General features: G+C 72.0%; 16 protein-coding genes. 10 read left to right on the plus strand and 6 right to left on the minus strand.

What is annotated here, in order from left to right; all coding sequences use genetic code 11:
• Positions 1 to 272, plus strand: a 272-nt coding sequence (locus ACFQMF_RS11405) for a DnaJ domain-containing protein (RefSeq protein WP_379792000.1), incomplete at its 5' end; no start/stop codon positions are given.
• Between the two features lie 6 nt (positions 273 to 278).
• On the opposite strand, the gene ACFQMF_RS11410 is transcribed toward ACFQMF_RS11405, so the two are convergent.
• Entirely contained in the window at positions 279 to 977 is a 699-nt protein-coding gene (locus ACFQMF_RS11410) for a molybdenum cofactor guanylyltransferase (protein WP_256407922.1), read from the minus strand.
• A 129-nt stretch (positions 978 to 1,106) separates the two neighbouring features.
• On the opposite strand from ACFQMF_RS11410, the gene pdxS reads away from it, so the two are divergent.
• Both pdxS and ACFQMF_RS11420 read left to right on the plus strand, forming a co-directional pair.
• On the plus strand, positions 1,107 to 2,015 hold the full coding sequence (gene pdxS / locus ACFQMF_RS11415; RefSeq protein ID WP_256407923.1) for a pyridoxal 5'-phosphate synthase lyase subunit PdxS: 909 nt from the start codon (positions 1,107 to 1,109) through the stop codon (positions 2,013 to 2,015).
• 252 nt (positions 2,016 to 2,267) lie between these two features.
• Positions 2,268 to 2,693 (plus strand): DUF8159 domain-containing protein, encoded by a 426-nt coding sequence (locus ACFQMF_RS11420; RefSeq protein WP_256407924.1) that lies wholly within the window; start codon positions 2,268 to 2,270, stop codon positions 2,691 to 2,693.
• Positions 2,694 to 2,725: 32 nt separating this feature from the next.
• Here ACFQMF_RS11420 and ACFQMF_RS11425 read toward each other — a convergent pair whose 3' ends face one another.
• Positions 2,726 to 3,607, minus strand: coding sequence for a homoserine kinase (locus ACFQMF_RS11425; RefSeq protein ID WP_256407925.1), 882 nt, complete (start codon positions 3,605 to 3,607; stop codon positions 2,726 to 2,728).
• A 145-nt stretch (positions 3,608 to 3,752) separates the two neighbouring features.
• The gene (locus ACFQMF_RS11430; protein WP_256407926.1) at positions 3,753 to 4,004 is read right to left on the minus strand and encodes a hypothetical protein; all 252 of its coding nucleotides are present in this window, start codon (positions 4,002 to 4,004) and stop codon (positions 3,753 to 3,755) included.
• Positions 4,005 to 4,185: 181 nt separating this feature from the next.
• Between ACFQMF_RS11430 and ACFQMF_RS11435 the strand changes: the two genes are divergently transcribed.
• The 6 genes from ACFQMF_RS11435 to ACFQMF_RS11460 all read left to right on the plus strand — a co-directional run bounded on the left by ACFQMF_RS11435 (position 4,186) and on the right by ACFQMF_RS11460 (position 13,434).
• Complete coding sequence (locus ACFQMF_RS11435; protein WP_256408416.1) at positions 4,186 to 5,460, plus strand: TIGR00341 family protein; 1,275 nt, start codon at positions 4,186 to 4,188, stop codon at positions 5,458 to 5,460.
• Positions 5,461 to 5,633: 173 nt separating this feature from the next.
• Positions 5,634 to 7,817 (plus strand): formate/nitrite transporter family protein, encoded by a 2,184-nt coding sequence (locus ACFQMF_RS11440; RefSeq protein ID WP_256407927.1) that lies wholly within the window; start codon positions 5,634 to 5,636, stop codon positions 7,815 to 7,817.
• Between the two features lie 138 nt (positions 7,818 to 7,955).
• Positions 7,956 to 8,711, plus strand: coding sequence for an SIMPL domain-containing protein (locus tag ACFQMF_RS11445; protein ID WP_256407928.1), 756 nt, complete (start codon positions 7,956 to 7,958; stop codon positions 8,709 to 8,711).
• Between the two features lie 202 nt (positions 8,712 to 8,913).
• On the plus strand, positions 8,914 to 9,981 hold the full coding sequence (locus tag ACFQMF_RS11450) for a TAXI family TRAP transporter solute-binding subunit (protein ID WP_256407929.1): 1,068 nt from the start codon (positions 8,914 to 8,916) through the stop codon (positions 9,979 to 9,981).
• Positions 9,982 to 10,084: 103 nt separating this feature from the next.
• Positions 10,085 to 10,582 carry a DUF1850 domain-containing protein gene (locus ACFQMF_RS11455; protein ID WP_256407930.1) on the plus strand — a complete coding sequence of 166 codons (498 nt, stop codon included), beginning with the start codon at positions 10,085 to 10,087 and terminating at the stop codon, positions 10,580 to 10,582.
• Positions 10,579 to 13,434 (plus strand): TRAP transporter permease, encoded by a 2,856-nt coding sequence (locus tag ACFQMF_RS11460; protein WP_256407931.1) that lies wholly within the window; start codon positions 10,579 to 10,581, stop codon positions 13,432 to 13,434. The genes ACFQMF_RS11455 and ACFQMF_RS11460 overlap by 4 nt, the downstream gene beginning before the upstream one ends.
• An 87-nt stretch (positions 13,435 to 13,521) precedes the next feature.
• Here ACFQMF_RS11460 and ACFQMF_RS11465 read toward each other — a convergent pair whose 3' ends face one another.
• A complete protein-coding gene (locus ACFQMF_RS11465; protein ID WP_256407932.1) occupies positions 13,522 to 14,718 on the minus strand; it encodes a multicopper oxidase domain-containing protein in 1,197 nt (398 codons plus the stop codon).
• Positions 14,719 to 14,870: 152 nt separating this feature from the next.
• On the opposite strand from ACFQMF_RS11465, the gene ACFQMF_RS11470 reads away from it, so the two are divergent.
• The gene (locus ACFQMF_RS11470; RefSeq protein WP_256407933.1) at positions 14,871 to 15,467 is read left to right on the plus strand and encodes a YfcE family phosphodiesterase; all 597 of its coding nucleotides are present in this window, start codon (positions 14,871 to 14,873) and stop codon (positions 15,465 to 15,467) included.
• Between the two features lies 1 nt (position 15,468).
• On the opposite strand, the gene ACFQMF_RS11475 is transcribed toward ACFQMF_RS11470, so the two are convergent.
• Together ACFQMF_RS11475 and ACFQMF_RS11480 are read right to left on the minus strand one after the other, a co-directional pair.
• The gene (locus ACFQMF_RS11475; RefSeq protein ID WP_256407934.1) at positions 15,469 to 17,118 is read right to left on the minus strand and encodes a sensor histidine kinase; all 1,650 of its coding nucleotides are present in this window, start codon (positions 17,116 to 17,118) and stop codon (positions 15,469 to 15,471) included.
• Between the two features lies 1 nt (position 17,119).
• Positions 17,120 to 17,959 (minus strand): DUF5806 family protein, encoded by an 840-nt coding sequence (locus ACFQMF_RS11480; RefSeq protein WP_256407935.1) that lies wholly within the window; start codon positions 17,957 to 17,959, stop codon positions 17,120 to 17,122.
• Positions 17,960 to 18,057: the final 98 nt, after the last annotated feature.

Consider the following 18,057-nt stretch of genomic DNA (forward strand, 5'->3'; position numbering starts at 1 on the left):
GCGGCGCGGCGGCCGGCGGCTCCCGGGGCGCGCGCGGTCCCGGCGGGGGCGCCGCCGGCGGGCGACGCGACCCCCGAGACCGCGCGCCGCCGGCCCGCGGGATGACCGAGCGCGACGCGTACGAGGCGCTCGGCCTCGACCGGACCGCGGACCAGGAGGCGATCCGCGAGACCTACCGCGAGCGGGCGAAGCGGCTTCACCCCGACGGCGAGGACGGCGACGAGGAGGCGTTCAAGGAGCTGAACGAGGCGTACGAGCTCCTGAAGGAGTGATCGGTATCACTCCCGACCGTCGTCGTCGCCCGTCCCGAGCGCCTCGGCGATCGCGGCCTCGGCCTCGGCGAATTCCTCCCGCGTGTTGAGGTTCGTGAACGTCCGGTCCGTCGTCCGCGACCGGATGGTCTCGTCGTCGACGACGACGCGGTCCAGCTCGTCGAGCGCCGCCACCACCTTCCGGTCGCCGCGGGCGAGCGCGCGATCGCAGGCGTCGGCCATCGCGTCGGCGCGGTAGACGGCCTGCGTCGTCTGGAACCAGCGGTCGTCGAGCCGCGGCACCGCGGCGTCGTGACCCGCGGCGTCCTCCCGGAGCGACGCGAGGAACCCGGGGTCGACGAACGGGGTGTCGCAGGCGACGACGGCGACGTACCCCGACGGGGCCGCCCGACAGGCGTTGCGGATCCCGGCCGTCGGCCCGAGGTCGGGCTCGTCGTCGAGCGCCCACGTCACCGGGAGGGCGGTCCCCGCCAGCGCCGCGGCGATGGCCTCGCGCTGGTCGGGCCGGCAGTTGATCACGAGCTCGTCGACGACGGGGTCGCCGCCCGCGGCGCGGGCCGCGCCCGGCGGGACCGGATCGTCCGTCCCCGCGAGCCGGTCCGCGACCCGGCGGATCATGGGGACGCCGGCGAGCTCGGCGACGGCCTTGTCGCGGTCGCCGAAGCGGGTCGAGCGCCCGCCCGCGACGACGGCTCCGGTAGTCACAGACGGGTCTCCGTCGGCCGAGGACTTCGGCGTTGCGGTGGCGACGGAGCGGCGATCGCGGCGATCCCGGACGCGTCCCGTTCCGGCCGAAAGCGACCCGTTAAGTGGTCGGCGACCCATGGATCTCGTATGGCAGAGGACACGGATCTCGAGGGGCTAAAGCGCGGGACTGACCTAGTCAAGCGCGGCTTCGCACAGATGCAGAAGGGCGGAGTCATCATGGACGTCGTCAACCGCGAGCAGGCCCGGATCGCCGAGGACGCCGGCGCGGTCGCCGTGATGCACCTCGAATCGGTCCCGGCCGACATCCGGAAGCGCGGCGGCGTCGCTCGGATGGCCGATCCCGGGAAACTCGAAGAGATCATCGAAGAGGTGTCGATCCCGGTGATGGGGAAGGCCCGGATCGGCCACACCGCCGAGGCACAGATCCTGGAGGCCGCGGGCGCCGACATGGTCGACGAGTCCGAGGTGCTGACGCAGGCCGACGACCGCTACCACATCGACAAGCGCGAGTTCACCGCTCCGTTCGTCTGCGGGGCCCGGAACCTCCCCGAGGCGCTCCGCCGCATCGACGAGGGCGCGGCGATGATCCGCACGAAGGGCGAGGCGGGGACCGGCGACGTGAACCAGGCGGTCACCCACCAGCGCAACATCCAGCGCGCCATCGGCCAGCTCGAGGGGATGGCGTACGAGGAGCGCGACGAGTGGGCCCGCGAACACGGCGCTCCCAGAGAGCTCGTCCACGAGACGGCGGACCGCGGTCGCCTCCCGGTGGTCAACTTCGCGGCCGGCGGTATCGCGACGCCCGCCGACGCCGCGCTCATGATGCAGCACGGTTGTGACGGTATCTTCGTCGGCTCCGGCATCTTCGGCGCGGAGAACCCCCCGGCGATGGGCGAGTCCGTCGTCGCAGCGGTCAACAACTACGACGACCCCGAGACGCTCAAGGAGATTGCGAAGAGCCCGGGCAAGGGGATGAAGGGCCAGTCGAACGCCGACATGGCCGAAGAGGAGAAGCTGCAGGGCCGCGGCGTTTAGCTAGCGTCTCTCGATTTCGGTGCGGTATCCGCGAACGACGGGAGCGCCGGAGACGAGCGACCCGTCGTCACGAGGCCGAAACGGACGTTTTAGCCACCGGAATCGGTTACTTACCGGAGATGGAACGGCAGGCGTATGAACCGACGAGCCTGCCTCGCCGGAGCCGCGGGGTGTCTCGCGGCGACGCTAGCCGGGTGTCTCGGAGGGAGCGGAGCGGACGGCGGACCCCCTAACGATGGCTGTGCGCGGAGTTTGGCGACCACCGCCGACTCCGAGGAGCGGTTCCTCGAGGCGGGCGAGACCCCGGAGAGCCCCGCCGCCCGAGAGCTGCTGGCGACCGTCGAGGCCGAGACCGACGGGCCGACCCGGTTCACGGGCGACGACGGCGTCGAGCGGATCGGGTTCAGCGACGCGGGGGACGTCTGGGTGCTCAGGTATCGCGGAACCCCCCACGCCGGGGAGGAGCGGTTCCGGGAGGAGGTCGCGGCGCTCGCCGCGGCGTTCGCGTCGCACCGGCCCGACGGCGCGTCGCTGCGGGCCACGTCGCTCCACGAGTGCATGACCGGGACGTGGCACGTCTGCGCCGACGCCGCGGCGGCATTCGGGCGCGGGGAACTCGACCGGGAGGCCTTCGTCGACGGGGTGTGGGACACCGCCGAGACCGAGAGCAACTGCTGAGCGCGGCTCGGTTACCGTCTCGTCGCCCGTCCCTACTCCTCCAGCACCGTCGATCCCTTCCCGATCCGGGTCTGGTAGGCGCGGGCGTCGATCCCGGCCTCGGCGAACGCGTCGAGCATCGCGGCGGCGACCCCCCGGCGACGGTCCTCGCGGCAGACCGCGATGATGGCGGGGCCGGCGCCGCTGACGGTGACGCCCGCGGCGCCGGCGTCGAAGGCGGCGGCGCGCACCTCGTCGTAGCCCGTGATCAGGCGGGCGCGCTCCGGGGTGACCACGGGGTCGCTCATGCCGGCGCCGACGAGGTCGGGGTCGGAGCGGCACATCCCGATCGCGAGCGTCGCCGCGTTGCCGACGGTCTCGACGAGGTCCTCCATCGGCGCGCGCTCGGGGACGACCCGCCGCGCGTCGCGGGTGGAGACGGCGACGTCGGGGAGGCAGACGACGAGCGGGACCGCGGCGTCGACCGCGTGGGTGGTCTCGCTCGTCGTCACCGTGAAGCCGCCGAGGATCGAGGGCGCGACGTTGTCCGAGTGGGCGACGCCGGAGACGACCGCCTCGCCCTCCGCGGCGACCGGGACGAGCTCGGAGCGGGAGAGCCCGCGGTCGTACAGCCGGTTGAGCGCGACCGCGGCGCCGGCGGCGCTGGCGGCCGACGAGCCGAGCCCGGATGCCGGGCGGACCCCCTTGTCGATGTGGATGCGCGCGGGCGCGTCGAGGGCCTCGACGACCGCGCCGACCGTGTTCTTCTCGGGGTCCTCCGGGATGTACTGCGCGCCGACGCCCGTGACCTCGATCGTCGTCTCCGCCGCCTTCTCGACGGTGACGACGTCGGCCGGCCGCGTGAGCGCCGCCCCGAACACGTCGAACCCGCTGCCGAGGTTCGCGCTCGTGGCGGGCGCCCGTACCGTGACCATGCCGGGGAGTGTCGCCGGGGGTGCAAAAAGGAGCGGGATCGAACGGCGGCGCCGGGAGCGACCGATCCGGGACGCGTCGCCGGCGAGGAAATAGCGAGGAACGAGAGAACTTGAGGGAGAACCGAATCGGCGCCGCGCGCGCCGGTCAACCGTCGGCCATCGTCCACAGCAGCGTCCCGATGAGGATCAGCGGGATGCCGATCAGGATGTACGTCTTGGGCATCGTCGTGTACGGCGACATGAAGAAGATCAGCCCGAAGCCGGCGAAGACGGAGGCGATCACGCGCTGGGACTTCAGCGGCGCGGCGCCCAGCAGCGAGAGGATGAACCCGAGCAGTATGACGTGCCCGAGGTGGTAGTCGAGCAGGAACGTGTCGATAGCCAGCGGCGAGAGCATTCTTGTCCGAAGGTGCGAGGGATTCGCGCATTAAAGTTCCGTTTCTCGCGAGACCGGCGGGGGCTCGGTCCGCCGCGGCCCGGTCCGCCGCGGCTCGGTCCGCCTCGATCCGGTCCGCGTCCCCCACCGCCCGTTATAAGGACCGGCGGCGTGACCGCCAACCGTGCGACTCGTTCAGGTCATGATCCCGGCGGGGAAGCGCGCGGCCGTCGTGCGCGCGCTCGACGAGGAGGGGGTGGACTACGTGGTCACCGACGAGACGAGCGGGCGCGAGTACACCGCGGTCGCGACGTTCCCGCTCCCGACCGCCGCGGTCGAGCCCGTCCTCGAACGCCTCCGCGAGGCGGGGATCGACGAGAGCACCTACACCGTCATCGTCGCCGCCGAGACCGTCATCTCGCGCCGGTTCGAGGCGCTCGAAGACGAGTACGAGGCGGACGCCGAGCGCGGCGGCGACCGGATCTCGCGGGAGGAGCTGCAGGCGAAGGCGGACGACCTCGCCTCCGGGCTCGGCACGTACGTGCTGATGACGGTGATCTCGGCGGTGATCGCGACCGCCGGCCTCCTGCTCGACTCGCCGGCGACCGTGGTGGGGTCGATGGTGATCGCCCCCCTGATCGGCCCCGCGATGTCGGCCGCGATCGGCACCGTCGTCGACGACGAGGAGATGTTCCGGCGCGGCGTGCGGATGCAGGTGCTCGGCGTCGTCGTCGCGGTCGCCGCCGCGACGCTGTTCGCGTTCGCCCTGCGGACCCTCGCCCTGGTCCCGCCCGGGCTCGACCCGCTCGAACTCGCCGAGGTCTCGGAGCGGGTCGCCCCGAACGTCCTCGTGCTCGTCGTGGCGATCGGCGCCGGAATTGCCGGGATCGTCTCGCTGATGACGGGCGTCTCCGCGACGCTGGTCGGTGTGATGATCGCGGTGGCACTCATCCCGCCGGCGGCCGCCGTCGGCATCGGGATCGCGTTTCGGATCCCCCGGCTCGTGGTCGGCGCCGGCGTGATCGTCGCGGTGAACGTCCTCTCGATCAACCTCTCCGCGCTCGTCGTGCTGTGGTACGAGGGGTACCGGCCGCAGCGGTGGTTCCGCGAGGACGACGCCCGGGCCGCCTTCGTGAAGCGCGTCGCGGTCCTCGTCGCCGCAATCGCGGTGCTGTCGGTGTTCCTCGGCGGCGTCACCTACGAGTCGTACGTCGCCTCGACGACGGAGACCGACGTCCGGAGCGCCGTCGGCGACGAGCTGGCGGCGACGGGCTCCGGGATGGAGCTCCTCGAACTCGACGTCGAGCGCGGCGGAACGGTCCCGCCGCTCGACACCGAACGCGTGGTGGTCACCGTCGGGGCGCCGCCGGGCGCCGGCGTCGGGGGCGTGGCCGAGGCGCTCGACCGCCGGATCGAGGCGACGACCGGCGAGGAGGTGCGGGTGGAGGTGCGGTTCGTGACGGTCGAGCGCGCCTGACGCCCGGGCTCGTCGACGATCGGGCGCCCCCGAGTTCGGGCGTTCGACCCCGATCGGTTCGCGTTTGTGTGGAAACGGACGCGTTCTCGCGCCGAAACGCGACGTTCGACGGTTCCGCCGGCCGGTAGCGTGAGAGGAAGTACTTTTCAACGCCGCCGCAGACGGTAGGGACAGTGACCGATTCGACAGGGCCCGACGACGACGACTCGATACGCGAGGTCGTCGAGCGCTCGCAGAGCGGAGCACCGGCGGTCGGCGAGGCGGTCCGGGACCGCTTCTCGTCGGACGAGGTGTTCCAGCGGATCATCGCCGCCGCCGACGAGGAGGTGACCTCCGGCGGACGCGAGCTGTTCTTCAGCGGCGTCGCCGCGGGGCTGGCGATCACGATCACCTTCATGCTGTACGCCTCGCTGACGGCGTCGACCGACGGCCATCCCATCCTGAGCGTCCTGCTGTACCCGCTCGGGTTCGTCTACATCATCATCGGGGGTTACCAGCTGTACACGGAGAACACGCTCCCGCCGGTCGCGCTGACGCTGGAGCGGCTCGCGAGCCTCCCGACCCTGCTCCGCCACTGGACCATCGTGCTCGCGGGGAACTTCACCGGCGGCGCGTTCGGGGCGGTCGTGCTCTCGTACGGCGGCGTCTTCTCGGGCGACACGGTCGACTCGGCGATCTACATCTCGGCCGGCGGGCTCGACGTCGGCTTCTGGCCGCTCTTCTTCAAGGCCGCGATGGCCGGGCTCATCGTCGCCGGCGTCGTCTGGGTCGGGTTCGCCTCCACGAACTCCGTCACCCGCCTGCTCGTCGTCTACCTCGCGTTCCTCGCGATCCCGCTCGGGGACCTCTACCACGTCGTCGTCTCCTTCACCGAGGTGCTGTACCTGCTGTTCGCGCAGCGGCTCGGGCTGTACGCCGGCGAGGTCACCCTCGTCGGCGGGCTCGGCGGCTTCGTCCTCCCGGTGCTGCTCGGGAACACGATCGGCGGGGTGGTCCTCGTCACGCTGGTGAACTACTTCCAGACCAGCGAGGAGCGGCTCGAAGAGGCGCGCTTCGAGGGGATGACCCGCCGGCTGACAGTGCCCGAGTGGGCGCTCGGCCGGGCCGCGGGGCGCTCGTACGTCCCGATCCTGGACGCCACGGAGGCGACGCTGTTCGCCAACGAGGGGTACCGGATCATGGTCCCGATCACGAACCCGCGGACCGACGGGCCGATCGTCGAGCTCGCGAGCCGCCTCGCCAGCGACCACGAGGACGGGCTCGTCCACATCGTCCACGTCGTGCAGGCGCCGGAGCGCATGTCGCTGGCGGCCGGGGCAGGCCGGATCGCCGACGTCTCGGAGGAGGGGATGGAGGGGCTCCGCGAGACCGCCGAGGGACACGGCGTCGACGTCTCAACGTCGACCGTCGTCTCGCACCGGTCGTTCGAGGAGGTGTTCAACATGGCCCGCCGGACCCGTCCGGAGGCGGTGCTGATGGGGTGGGGCGAGGACCAGCTGTGGAGCGCCGCCCGCGCGGAGCGCCCCATCGACGAGCTCACCAACCAGCTCCCCTGCGACTTCCTCATCCTGAGCGAGAGCGACCTCGACACCTCGAAGGTCCTCCTCCCGACCTCCGGCGGCCCGGACTCGGCGCTCGGCGCGGAGGTGGCGGGCGTGCTCTCGCGGACGGCCGGCGCCGAGGTGACGCTGTTACACGTCGTCGACGGGGCCGGAGCGCGCGCCGCGGGCGAGGAGTTCCTCGCCGGGTGGGCGACCGAGCACGGCCTCGCCGACGCGGAGCGCGTCGTCGACGACGGCGGTGACGTCGAGGGCGCCATCGCGCGGGAGGCGGCGGACAGCACGCTCGTCGTCATCGGCGCGACGGAGAAGGGGCTCCTCTCGCGGCTCGTCGCGGACTCGCTCCACCTGGACGTGATCCACGACGTGGACTGCTCGGTGCTGCTCGCCGAGCGCCCCAGCAGCCGGTCGATCCGCAACCGGCTGTTCGGCTCGGGACGGCGGGTCACCGGGCCCCCGGACGGCGGGGTCGAGCGTGACCCCGACGCGTCGCAGGGGGCGGCGCTCTCCGGCCCGGACGACTCCGGCCCCGCGCCCCTCGCGGTCAGCGGTTCGGACGACGGGAGCGACGCGTCCGCCGAGGCGGACGGCGACGCCGACTCGACGGTGATAGCCGACCACGACGACCCGGACGGGGGGGAGCGCGGCGACGACGCGGCGGCGGACGGGAGCGCGGACGTCGACGGCGGCGAGGGCCCGTCGCCGGAGCGGTCGGTCGTCACCGACCACGACGACCCGGACGACGCGGAGGCGGACGAGGCGAGCGACGACGTCGAGCGGGACGGCGACGGAGGGTGAAAGCCGGGCGACGCCGCGTGGCCGGCTCGGACCCCGCGGCGGCGCGACCGACCCCGCCGCGGGGCTGTGCGCGCGATAGCGCAAACGGCTGTTTGTCCCATCGGCGACTTATTACGGCCTCCGGGCGAGGGGGCGAACATGGACCGAAAACTGGCGACCGCGGCCGGGCTCGCGCTGCTCGTCGCGCTGGCGGGCTGTGCGGGGCTCGCCGGGACGACCGGCGACGGCGGGCCGGGCGCGAACGCCCCGGGCGAGGCGCTCGACAGGAGCATCGAGGTGACCGCGACCGGCGAGGCCACGGCCGAGCCGGACCGCGCCACGCTGGTCGTGGCGGTGACCGCGACCGGCGACGACTCGGCGGCGGTCCGCGACGAGCTCTCCGCCGCGGACGAGTCGCTCCGGGCGGCGCTGACCGACTGGGGGCTCACCGAGGACGACATCCGGACCGAGCGCTACGACGTGCGCGAGTCATTCGAGACGCGGGACGATCCGAACCGAACGACGTACCGGGGCGTCCACAGCTACGAGCTCACGGTCGACGACGTGGCGGCGGTGGGCGAGGTCGTCGACGTCGCGATCGGCGCGGGCGCCGACGAGGTGGAGCGGATCGAGTTCGGGCTGAGCGAGGAGCGCGAGAGCGAGGTGCGCGCGGCGGCGATCGAGAACGCGATGGCGAACGCCGACGCCGACGCGGCCGTGCTGGCGAACTCCAGCGGGCTGGAGGTCACGGGCGCGTACAGCGTCTCCACCGCGGACGCCGGGGTGACGCCGTACCGCGTCGCCGAGGCCGCGACGGCCGACGCCGGCGGCGGCGACGCCGCGACCGGGATCGAGACCGGCGACGTGAGCGTGCGCGTCAGCGTCAACGTCGTCTACGGCGCCGAGCAGGCCTGAGGCGGCGAGGGGGGCCGAACCGGCGCCCGGAACGAGGGCGCCTCCCCTCCCGGCGTCCGCGAACCCGTCGTCGTCGACGGGGGATCGCCGGTGTTAGCGGCGGAGGCGGTCGATAGCGGACGGATCGTATGTGCGCAAACTAATCCCTTTCGGGTGGGATTCCACCGACAGCTACATACGGAAGCGATCAGTCTACAACTCTATGTCGCGCGATTACAACGTCGACAGCATCGATCGTCGTCAGATCCTCAAGGGAACCGCGGCCGCCGGCCTGATCGGCCTCGCCGGGTGTTCGGGAGACGGCGGCGGCTCGGACGGCTCGGACGGGTCCGACGGCTCGGATGGCTCCGACGGCGGCGACGGCATGGACGGCGACGACGGGTCCGACGGCTCCGACGGCTCCGACGGCGGTTCCGGGACGCGCCTGAGCTGGCACGCCGGCGGGACCGGCGGGACCTACTTCCCGCTCTCGAACGAGTTCAAGACGGTCGTCGACGCCAACACCGACTTCACGCTGAACGTCCAGTCCACGGGCGCGAGCGTCGAGAACGTCGGCAGCCTCGCCGACGGGTCGGCCGACTTCGCGCTGATCCAGAACGACATCGCCTCGTTCGCGAAGAACGGAACGGGCATCGACGCCTTCCAGGACAACGCGATCGAGAACCTCCAGGGCGTCGCGACGCTGTACCCGGAGACGATCACGCTCGTCACGCTGGCCGAGAGCGACATCTCCGCCGTCGGCGACCTCAGCGGCGCGACGATCAACACCGGCGACCTCGGGTCGGGGACGCAGGTCAACGCGCAGCAGATCCTGGAGTCGCTCGGGATCTCCGACTACAACGAGCAGAACGCCGGCTTCTCGCAGGCGTCCGAGCAGCTCGCTAACGGCGACATCGACGCGGCCTTCGTCGTCGGCGGCTGGCCGGTCGGCGCGATCGAGGAGCTCGCGAACACGAACGACATCGAGATCGTCCCGATCGCGGGCGACAACCGCGCGGCGGTCAAGGAGGACGCCTCCTGGTTCGCGGACGACACCATCCCCGGCGGCACGTACAGCGGCGTCGAGGAGGACGTCGAGACCGTCGCCGTGCAGGCGATGATCGCCACGAACGCCGAGGTCCCGGCCGACACCGTCGAGACGGTCACCGCGGCCATCTTCGACAACCTCGACGAGCTCACGATCAAGACCGACTTCATCACCGTCGACAGCGCGCAGGACGGGATGTCGATCGAGCTGCACGAGGGCGCCGCGGCCTACTTCGACGCGTAGACCCCCGACGGCTGCCGGACGCGTCCCAGAGGACGCGCCGCCCCTCGTTTGACCCCGGCTCGCCGGCCGTTCGAACTCACCACAACAAGGACCACCCGAACACATGGGCCGCTCTTCTCAGTCGACCCTCGGGGCCGCGGTACTCGCGCTCGCGGTGCTCGCGTTCGTCGCCGTCGCGGTGACCGCGCCGATCGGGGCCGTCCTCGTCGTCGAGGATATCGACACGGGCGAGCGGTACGTCGCCGAGCCGGTGAACGACGGGAGCACGGTGGCGCTCGAATACACCCACAGCGTCGAGAAGTCCCGCGTGTACGACGAGTACCGCGTCGACGGACGGACGCTCGTGAACACGCGGATGGAGTTCGAGTCCTACGGCTGGGGGCTCCCCGCGCGGGTCGACGTCACGAACGTCAACGGGACGCTCGTGTACGACCCCGCGGAGCCGATAACCGAGCTCGACGAGCTCCTCGTCTCGCCGGGGCGGATCGCCGACCACGCGCTGATCGTCGACGACCGGCGGTACGACCTCGTCGCGGTGACCGACGGCAACGACGTGAGGATGCACATCGAACGACGGTCGCTTCTCCAGAGGATCCTATGACCACGACCACCCGAACCGACGGCGGTATCGACGACCCGAACGACGGCGGCCCGGGGGGACCGCCTCCCGGCGGCTCCGGCGGCGGTCGGAGCGGCGACGAGCCGCCGGACGGCGGCGACGAGGGGCTCTCCCGCGAGGAGGCGGACGAGCTGATACAGGAGATCGAGCGCCGCCGCTCGCTCCGGGGGGTCGCCGCGGTGGCGGTCGCGGTCATCGGGATCGCGTTCTCCGTCTTCCAGCTGTTCCTCGCGGCCCGGAGCTACACGTTCACGGTCTGGCTCCCGACCGTCGAGGTCGCGGGGATCTCGATCGCCCCCTGGCAGGTCTCGCTCCAGCTGCTGCAGGCGAACGCGATCCACGTCGCCTTCGCGCTCGTCCTCACCTTCCTGCTGTTCCCGGTGAGCACCGGCGACGGGCTCTTCGCCCGCAACCTCGGTCGGGTCGTCCCCGCGGCGTCGCGCCGCCTCGGCGAGCGCAGTCCCGTCACGCGGGCGCTCGAAGGGGTCCGGGCGGGGGTCCGCTGGGCTCTCCTCGACCCCGACCGAGAGCGGGTGACCCCGGTCGACCTGGCGTTCGTCGCCGTGGCGTTCCTCTCGGCGTTCTACTTCATGACGGAGTTCTCGGAGATCCAGAACATGCGCGTCTTCGGGGTCGACTCGGGGCGCCCCGTCACCGAGGTGTACGCGTTCCTCCAACCCCTGCTCGGCGGCGTCCCCTTCATCAGCGAGTACTCCTACGCGATGCTTCTGGGCGTGGCCGGCGTGCTGTTGGTGTTGGAGGGCACCCGGCGGACCCTCGGCCTCCCGCTGATGATCATCGTCGCCACGTTCATCGTCTACGCTCGGTGGGGGTACCTCATCAGCTCGGGCACGCCGTTTATCGGGCTGCTCGCGATCCCGGAGCTCACGTGGCCGGACATCGTCCAGAACCTCTGGTACAACACCGAGAACGGGGTGTTCGGCATCCCGGTGACGGTGTCGGTGAGCTTCATCTACATCTTCATCCTGTTCGGCTCGTTCCTGGAGATGAGCGGGGCCGGCCAGTGGTTCATCGACCTCGCGTACGCGCTCACCGGGGGACGCAAGGGCGGCCCCGCCAAGGCGAGCATCCTCGCCAGCGGGTTCATGGGGACGATCTCGGGGTCGTCCATCGCCAACACGGTCACGACCGGCGCGTTCACCATCCCGCTGATGAAGCGGTCGGGCTACTCGCCGGAGTTCTCCGGGGCGGTCGAGTCGTCCGCCTCCTCCGGCGGGCAGATCCTCCCGCCGGTGATGGGGGCGGCCGCCTTCCTCATGGTCCAGTACACGGCGACGCCGTTCGCCGACATCATCATCATCGCGACGATCCCGGCGATCGTCTTCTTCTTCGGCGTCTGGGTGATGGTCCACCTCAAGGCGGTACAGGAGGGGATCGGCGGCGTCTCCGGGGAGGACACCGTCGGGCTCTGGAACCACCTCAAGCGCGGCTGGTTCTACCTCGTCCCGATCGGGCTCCTCCTCTACTACCTCATCGTCGAGCGGCTCTCGGTCTCCCGGTCGGCGTGGTTCACGCTCGTGGCGCTCGTCGGGCTGATCGCGCTCGTCTCGGCGTACAGCGAGGAGACGCGGCTGCGCCTCCTCGCCGTCTTCGCGGCGATCGTCGGGGTCGAGTTCGCGAGCCACGCGCTGGCCGGCGTGAACGTCGGGGGCCTCCTCGCCGGCTCCGGTGGAGCGGGGCTCCCGCCCCGCGAGGCGGCCGCCGCCCTGCTCGCGGGGATCGAGTGGTACGCGATGCTCGCGGGCGCGCTCACGCTGCTGTCCAAGCCCGACCTCGACGCGTCGCTGCTCGACCTGAACCCCTCGGTCCGGGACACCGCCGAGACGATCGGCGACCGGACCGGCCGCGACTTGGGGGACAGCCAGCCGTTCAAGCTCGGCGCCTTCGTTGTCACGTCGATGGAGCAGGGCGCGCGCACCGCGGTCCCGGTCGTGGTCGCGGTCGCGGCCGCCGGGATCATCCCCGGCGTCATCAGCGTCTCCGGGCTCGGTCCCAACCTGACCTCGCTGCTGTTGGCCCTCTCGGGCGGGTCGATCGTGGTCATGCTGCTCGTGACGGCCGTGTCGAGCATCATCCTCGGGATGGGGATGCCGACGACGGTCACCTACATCATCCTCATCTCGATGCTCGCGACGCCGCTCGTGGAGTTCGGCATCCCGCTCCTGGCCGCTCACCTGTTCATCCTCTACTTCGGCGTGATCGCCGACATCACGCCGCCGGTGGCCGTGGCGGCGTACGCGGCCAGCGGGGTCGCCAAGTCCGACCCCTTCGAGACCGGGGTGAAGGCGTTCTCGCTGTCGCTGAACAAGGCGATCGTCCCCTTCGCGTTCGTGCTCGCGCCGGGGATCGTCCTGCTGCGCGAGAAGGCGAACGCCGCCGACCTGCCGCTTCGCGAGCGGTACCGCGTGATCGGGTTCGAGGACCTCGCCGAGCTCTCCTACTCGGTCCCCGAGATCCTCGTCCCCGTCGTCGGGGTCTTCCTCGGCGTGATCGCGCTCGGCGCGACCGTCATCGGGACGCTGTACGCGCGCGTCGGCCGGGTCGCCCGCGGCGCGTTCGCGCTCAGTTCGCTGCTGCTGATGGCGCCGGGGCTCCTCTCCGAGAGCGTCTTCGACGTGCTCGGGCTCGTCGGCGTGACCGTCTCGGTCGACGCGCTCCTGCTCGACCTGACGCTGCGCGGCGCCGGGCTCGCGCTGTTCGCGCTGCTGGCCCTGCGGAACCGTCGGAAGGCCGACCTCGAAGGCAACGAGGGAGCCGGGACCAGCGCGGAACCGGACCCGACTGAGGTCGCCTCCGGCGCCGACTCGGCCTGATCGAGGTCGGCGGTATCGGGCCGAACGGGGCGACGCGGCGGCGAGCCGGTCGCGGGCGGGGCGGGCGACCCTCCGGGGTCGCTCCCGTCAGGCCTCGTAGCCGGCCAGCTCCATCACGGACGCGAACTGCTCCGTGTCCGTGACGCTCTCGTAGGCCATCCCGCCGATCATCCCGCCGGGGTAGGTGTCGCCGTTCATCGCGTGGTTCACCTTGTGGCAGTGGAGCGCGTAGACGCCGGGGTCGGCGCTCGCGGTGAACTCGATCGTCTTCCGCTCGGCGGGCGCGATGGGGACCACGTCCTCGCGGTGCCGGGCGGCCTCGGGGATGACGCCGCCGTCCTTCTCGACGACGGTGAACCCGTGGTTGTGCGTGTGCATCGCGTGCGACTCGTAGCCGGCGTTGACGTAGTGGATCCGGACTCGGTCGCCCTCCTCGACGATCAGCGGCGACCCCTGCTCGGGGTGGAAGGTGTACGGCGCGCAGCGGCCGTTGACCGTGAACGCGTCCGGGTTGCGGTCGCGGTGGCTGAAGTCGACGTCGCCGCCGGCCATCGAGGCCGACAGGCGCGTGTCCCAGTCTTTGATCGTCATGAACGCCTCCTTGTCCGGCGCCTCGTACCCCTCCGGATCGACGCGGAGGATCCCGAACATCCCCATGTCGAGGTGGTTCTGCGTCTGGTAGTGACAGTGGTAGAGGTGCGTGCCGGGCTGGTTCGCGCTGATCTCGTAGGTGTACTCCTCGCCCGGCGCGACCTGCTGCCCCGTCGTCGTCGGGACGCCGTCGTCCATCCAGCTCTTCGAGAGCCCGTGGACGTGGAAGGTGTGCGGCCGGTTGTGGTCCGAGTTGTCGTAGGTGATCTCCAGGTCGGTCCCCTCGGTCACCCGGAGCAGGGGCCCGGGGATGCTCGGGTCCGTGTCCGGCGTCTGCCACGCCCACACCTCGGGGAGCTCCCACGGGCCGCCCTGCGACTCGTCGCCGAGCAACTGGTGGCGACACGGCGTCGTCGACACCGTGAGCTGCCCGTCGCGCTCGTCGAGGTCGATCGTCGTCCGCGGGGTCGTGTACGGGTGGTCCGTCTCCACGCCGGTGGAGTCGCTGCCGGCCCACTCCTCGACCTGCTGGGCCGCCGCCCCGCCGCCGGCCGCGTTCTCCGCGCCCCCGGCGCTGTCGGCCCGCGGCGCGCCACAGCCCGCGAGCCCGACCGTCCCGAGCGCCGCGGCCGCCGAGAGGAACCCGCGTCTGGAACCGGTGCGCCGACCCGCGTCGTCGTTTTCTCTTGCCATGCCCGAACATGAACGGGGAATCGGGTTAAGAAGAGACGCGGATCCACGGATCGTGAGAACGCGGTCTCCGGTCGGTTCGTTTATGTACCGTCGAGCGTCTGAACGGCGCGGCCGAGGTTTATTATCCCGGGACGCGAGTGTCGACGCGACCAATGCGCGTCGGCATCGTCTCCGACACCCACGACGACCTCGCCGCCGTCGAGGCGGCCGTAGCGCTGTTCGACCGCGAGGGCGTCGACGCCGTCGTCCACTGCGGCGACTTCGTCGCGCCCTTCTCCGTCACCCCGTTCGACGTCGGCGGCGACTCCGGGGACGGCGACTCCGCTGGCGGTGACGACGACCCCGACGCCGGCTTCGACTTTTACGCCGTCCGCGGGAACAACGACGGGGAGTGGGCGGTGGCGTCGACCGTCGAGGCGTTCGGCACCTACCTCGGCGAGGCCGGGACGCTCTCGTTCGGCGGCGCGGACGGCGACGACGCCGCGGACCCCGTCGACGTCGCGGTCACCCACGGGACGAGCGGCGTCGTCGTCGACGCCCTCGTCGACTGCGGCGACTACGACTACGTGTTCCACGGCCACACGCACGCGCACGCCGCCGAGGAGCGCGACGGCACGGTCCGGGTGAACCCCGGCGGACTCCCGATTCCGGTCGACGGCGCGGACGACGTCTTCCGCGTCGCGGTCCTCGACGTCGGGGCGGACGCCGACGGCGCCGACGCGGTGACGCACCACGAGCTCGACCCGTGAGTCACTCCTCGCCGTCGTCGGGCTCGGAAGCGTCGTCGTCGGGGGCGCCGACGCCCTCGGACTCGGGGACCTCGTCGGCGTCGACGGTCTCGATCCCGCGGAACTCGAAGCGCGCGCCGCCGGTCTCGGCGTCGCCGAGCGCGACCGACCAGCCGTGCGCGTCGGCGACCTCCGCGACGATCTTCAGCCCGAAACCGGTGCCGTCGGGGTCGGTCGAGACGCCGGCGTCGAAGACCTGATCGCGCACGTCGTCGGGGATCCCCGGTCCGTCGTCGGCGACGTAGAAGCCGGGGGCGCCGGAACCGTCGGCGTCGCCGTCGCCGGCGTTCGCGGCGTCCCCGGCGTCGCCGAGCGGCCCGACCTCGACGCGGACGTCCGCGCCGGCGTGAGCGACCGCGTTGGCGAACAGGTTTTCGAGGGCCTGCCGGAACCGGCTCCGGTCGGCGCGGAACCGGACGTCGCCGGCGACGACCAGGGCCGCGGCCGCGGCGTCGACGCTCTCCCACGACTCCTCGGCGACGGCGCGGAGCGAGAGGGGCTCCGTCTCGTCGATCCCGGACCCCTGCCTGGCGAGCGTCAGCATGTCGTCGACGAGCGCCTCCATCCGGTCGAGCGCGCGGGCGACGGCGTCGACCTCGTCGACCTCGACGTCGGCCGCGCGGAGGCGGTCACGGACCAGGTCGAGGTTCCCGGCCGCGACGTTGAGCGGGCTCCGGAGGTCGTGGGAGACGAGGCTGGCGAACTCCTCCAGCCGGTCGCGCTCGCGGGCGACCTCGTCCTCGCGGGCCCGGAGCTGGCGCTCCCGCTCGATCCGGACGAACACCATCGTCACCGTCGCGGCCCAGATCCGCGCGACCGCGAGGTCGGAGTCGTCGAACGCGTCGGGCTCCGTCGCGCCGACGTTGATGATCCCGTACCGGCCGAGCGGGAGCACGAGCTCGCTCCGGATCGGCGAGTCGGGGTTGTACCGGTCCGGGTCCGAGCGCGTGTCGGCGACGTACTCCGGCGTCCCGGAGTCGAACACCTGCCAGGAGATGCTCCGGCCGTCGGCCGCGAAGACGGGGTGCTCGCCGACGACCTCGTCGGCCGCGTCGGTCCACACGTGAGGATCGAGGGCGTCCCGCTCCTCGTCGTACAGCCAGATCCCAGCGATCGGGTGGCCGAGCACCTCCTCGACGTACTCGACCGCCGCCGCCGCGGCGACCTCCCGGTCGGTCGTCTTCAGCAGGTCCTGGGTCGCCTCGTGGAGCGCCTCCAGCGTCTGCGTCCGGCGGTGCAGCTCGGCCTGCTCGGCGCGCTCCGCCCGCACGTCGACGAGCGTGACGACGAGGTACGTCTCGCCGCCCTTCTCGAACGGCCCGAGGCTGAGCGTCACGGGCGCATCGGTGCCGTCCGCGCGGCGGACGCACAGGTCGAGGCTCGCGGACATCGACCGGGGCTCCGGGTCGACGACGTAGCGGTGGAGCTCCCGGCCGGCGGCGCCGTCGCCCGGGTCGAAGAGCAGCGACTCGAAGTCCCTTCCCTCCAGGTCGTCCGGGGCGTACCCGAGCACCCGCTCGACGCGCTCGTTCGCCGCCCGGACGACCCCCTCGCCGTCGACGATCAGCACCGCGTCCGGGATGCCGTCGAGGGCCTCGGGGAACCGCTCCATCTCAGTCCTCTGCCGGCTCGTGGACGTGTCCGCACTCGGGGCACCGGACCTCCTCGCCGCGGAGGTCGGCCGAGGAGGCGCGCACCTCGCGCATCACCTCGCTGATCTTGTCCTCGGCCTCCAGCTCGTCGGCGACCGCGAGGTCGACGCCCTCGACCTCCAGGAGGAACTTCGCGACCTCCGTCACCTCGTACATCATCTCGTCGAGGTCCTCGGCGGTGAAGAAGCCCGACATCGCCCCGTAGAGGAACGTCGCGCCCGCCTTCGTCACCTTCTCCTCGAAGGAGTAGCGCGCCTGGTTGACGGCCTGGGGCGTGTACGTGTCCGTCATGAAGGGGACGAGCTCCGGAAGGTTCTCGCCGATCTTCGTCATCTCGACGCCCGTCTCGGTGCGGAAGTCGGCGCAGAGCCGCGCGATCGCCCACTCGCGCGCCGTGACGTACGTCCGGTCCCGGAGGAACTCGTTGACGCGCTCGTACCGGGCGCCGTCCATCTTCTTGAACCGCTCGTACTTGCGGACCTCCGGGGGGACGTCGTCGGCGGCGTCGGCGTCCGCGGTGGTGTCGGCGTCGGCGGCCGTCCCGGCGTCGTCGGTGCCCCCGTCCTCGCCGGTCGCGCCGTCGGCGTCGGTGCCCGCGTCGACCCCGTCGGCCCCGTCGTCGTCCGTGCCCGCGTCGGCCCCGTCGCCGTCGGTGGCGGCGGTCGCGTCGCCGTCGGCATCGCTCGGCGGAGACGCCTCGTCGAGGGATCCCGGGGCCCCCGCGTCGCCGGCAGAGGGCTCGCGGTCGGGGTCCGCCCCCCCGTCGGCGTCGTCCGACGCGGGACCGGGCTGGTCGTTCATGTCGGTACCAACCCCGCGCCCGACCAAAAGGGTTGTCGCTGCGGGCGGTCGGATCGGCGGCGCGGTCCCGGCCCGTCCCGGGGAGATCCACTTTTGTA

The sequence above is a fragment of the Halorubrum rutilum genome, from assembly GCF_042665015.1.
Lineage (GTDB): Archaea > Halobacteriota > Halobacteria > Halobacteriales > Haloferacaceae > Halorubrum > Halorubrum rutilum.

Excerpts from the sequence above, each read along its gene's own strand:
- ACFQMF_RS11435 (WP_256408416.1), top strand. The coding sequence starts at position 4,186 with ATGATCCCGGCGGGGAAGCGCGCGGCCGTCGTGCGCGCGCTCGACGAG.
- ACFQMF_RS11425 (WP_256407925.1), bottom strand. The coding sequence starts at position 3,607 with ATGGTCACGGTACGGGCGCCCGCCACGAGCGCGAACCTCGGCAGCGGG.
- ACFQMF_RS11445 (WP_256407928.1), top strand. The coding sequence starts at position 7,956 with ATGGACCGAAAACTGGCGACCGCGGCCGGGCTCGCGCTGCTCGTCGCG.
- ACFQMF_RS11465 (WP_256407932.1), bottom strand. The coding sequence starts at position 14,718 with ATGGCAAGAGAAAACGACGACGCGGGTCGGCGCACCGGTTCCAGACGC.
- ACFQMF_RS11470 (WP_256407933.1), top strand. The coding sequence starts at position 14,871 with ATGCGCGTCGGCATCGTCTCCGACACCCACGACGACCTCGCCGCCGTC.
- pdxS (WP_256407923.1), top strand. The coding sequence starts at position 1,107 with ATGGCAGAGGACACGGATCTCGAGGGGCTAAAGCGCGGGACTGACCTA.
- ACFQMF_RS11460 (WP_256407931.1), top strand. The coding sequence starts at position 10,579 with ATGACCACGACCACCCGAACCGACGGCGGTATCGACGACCCGAACGAC.
- ACFQMF_RS11430 (WP_256407926.1), bottom strand. The coding sequence starts at position 4,004 with ATGCTCTCGCCGCTGGCTATCGACACGTTCCTGCTCGACTACCACCTC.
- ACFQMF_RS11475 (WP_256407934.1), bottom strand. The coding sequence starts at position 17,118 with ATGGAGCGGTTCCCCGAGGCCCTCGACGGCATCCCGGACGCGGTGCTG.
- ACFQMF_RS11450 (WP_256407929.1), top strand. The coding sequence starts at position 8,914 with ATGTCGCGCGATTACAACGTCGACAGCATCGATCGTCGTCAGATCCTC.
- ACFQMF_RS11480 (WP_256407935.1), bottom strand. The coding sequence starts at position 17,959 with ATGAACGACCAGCCCGGTCCCGCGTCGGACGACGCCGACGGGGGGGCG.
- ACFQMF_RS11455 (WP_256407930.1), top strand. The coding sequence starts at position 10,085 with ATGGGCCGCTCTTCTCAGTCGACCCTCGGGGCCGCGGTACTCGCGCTC.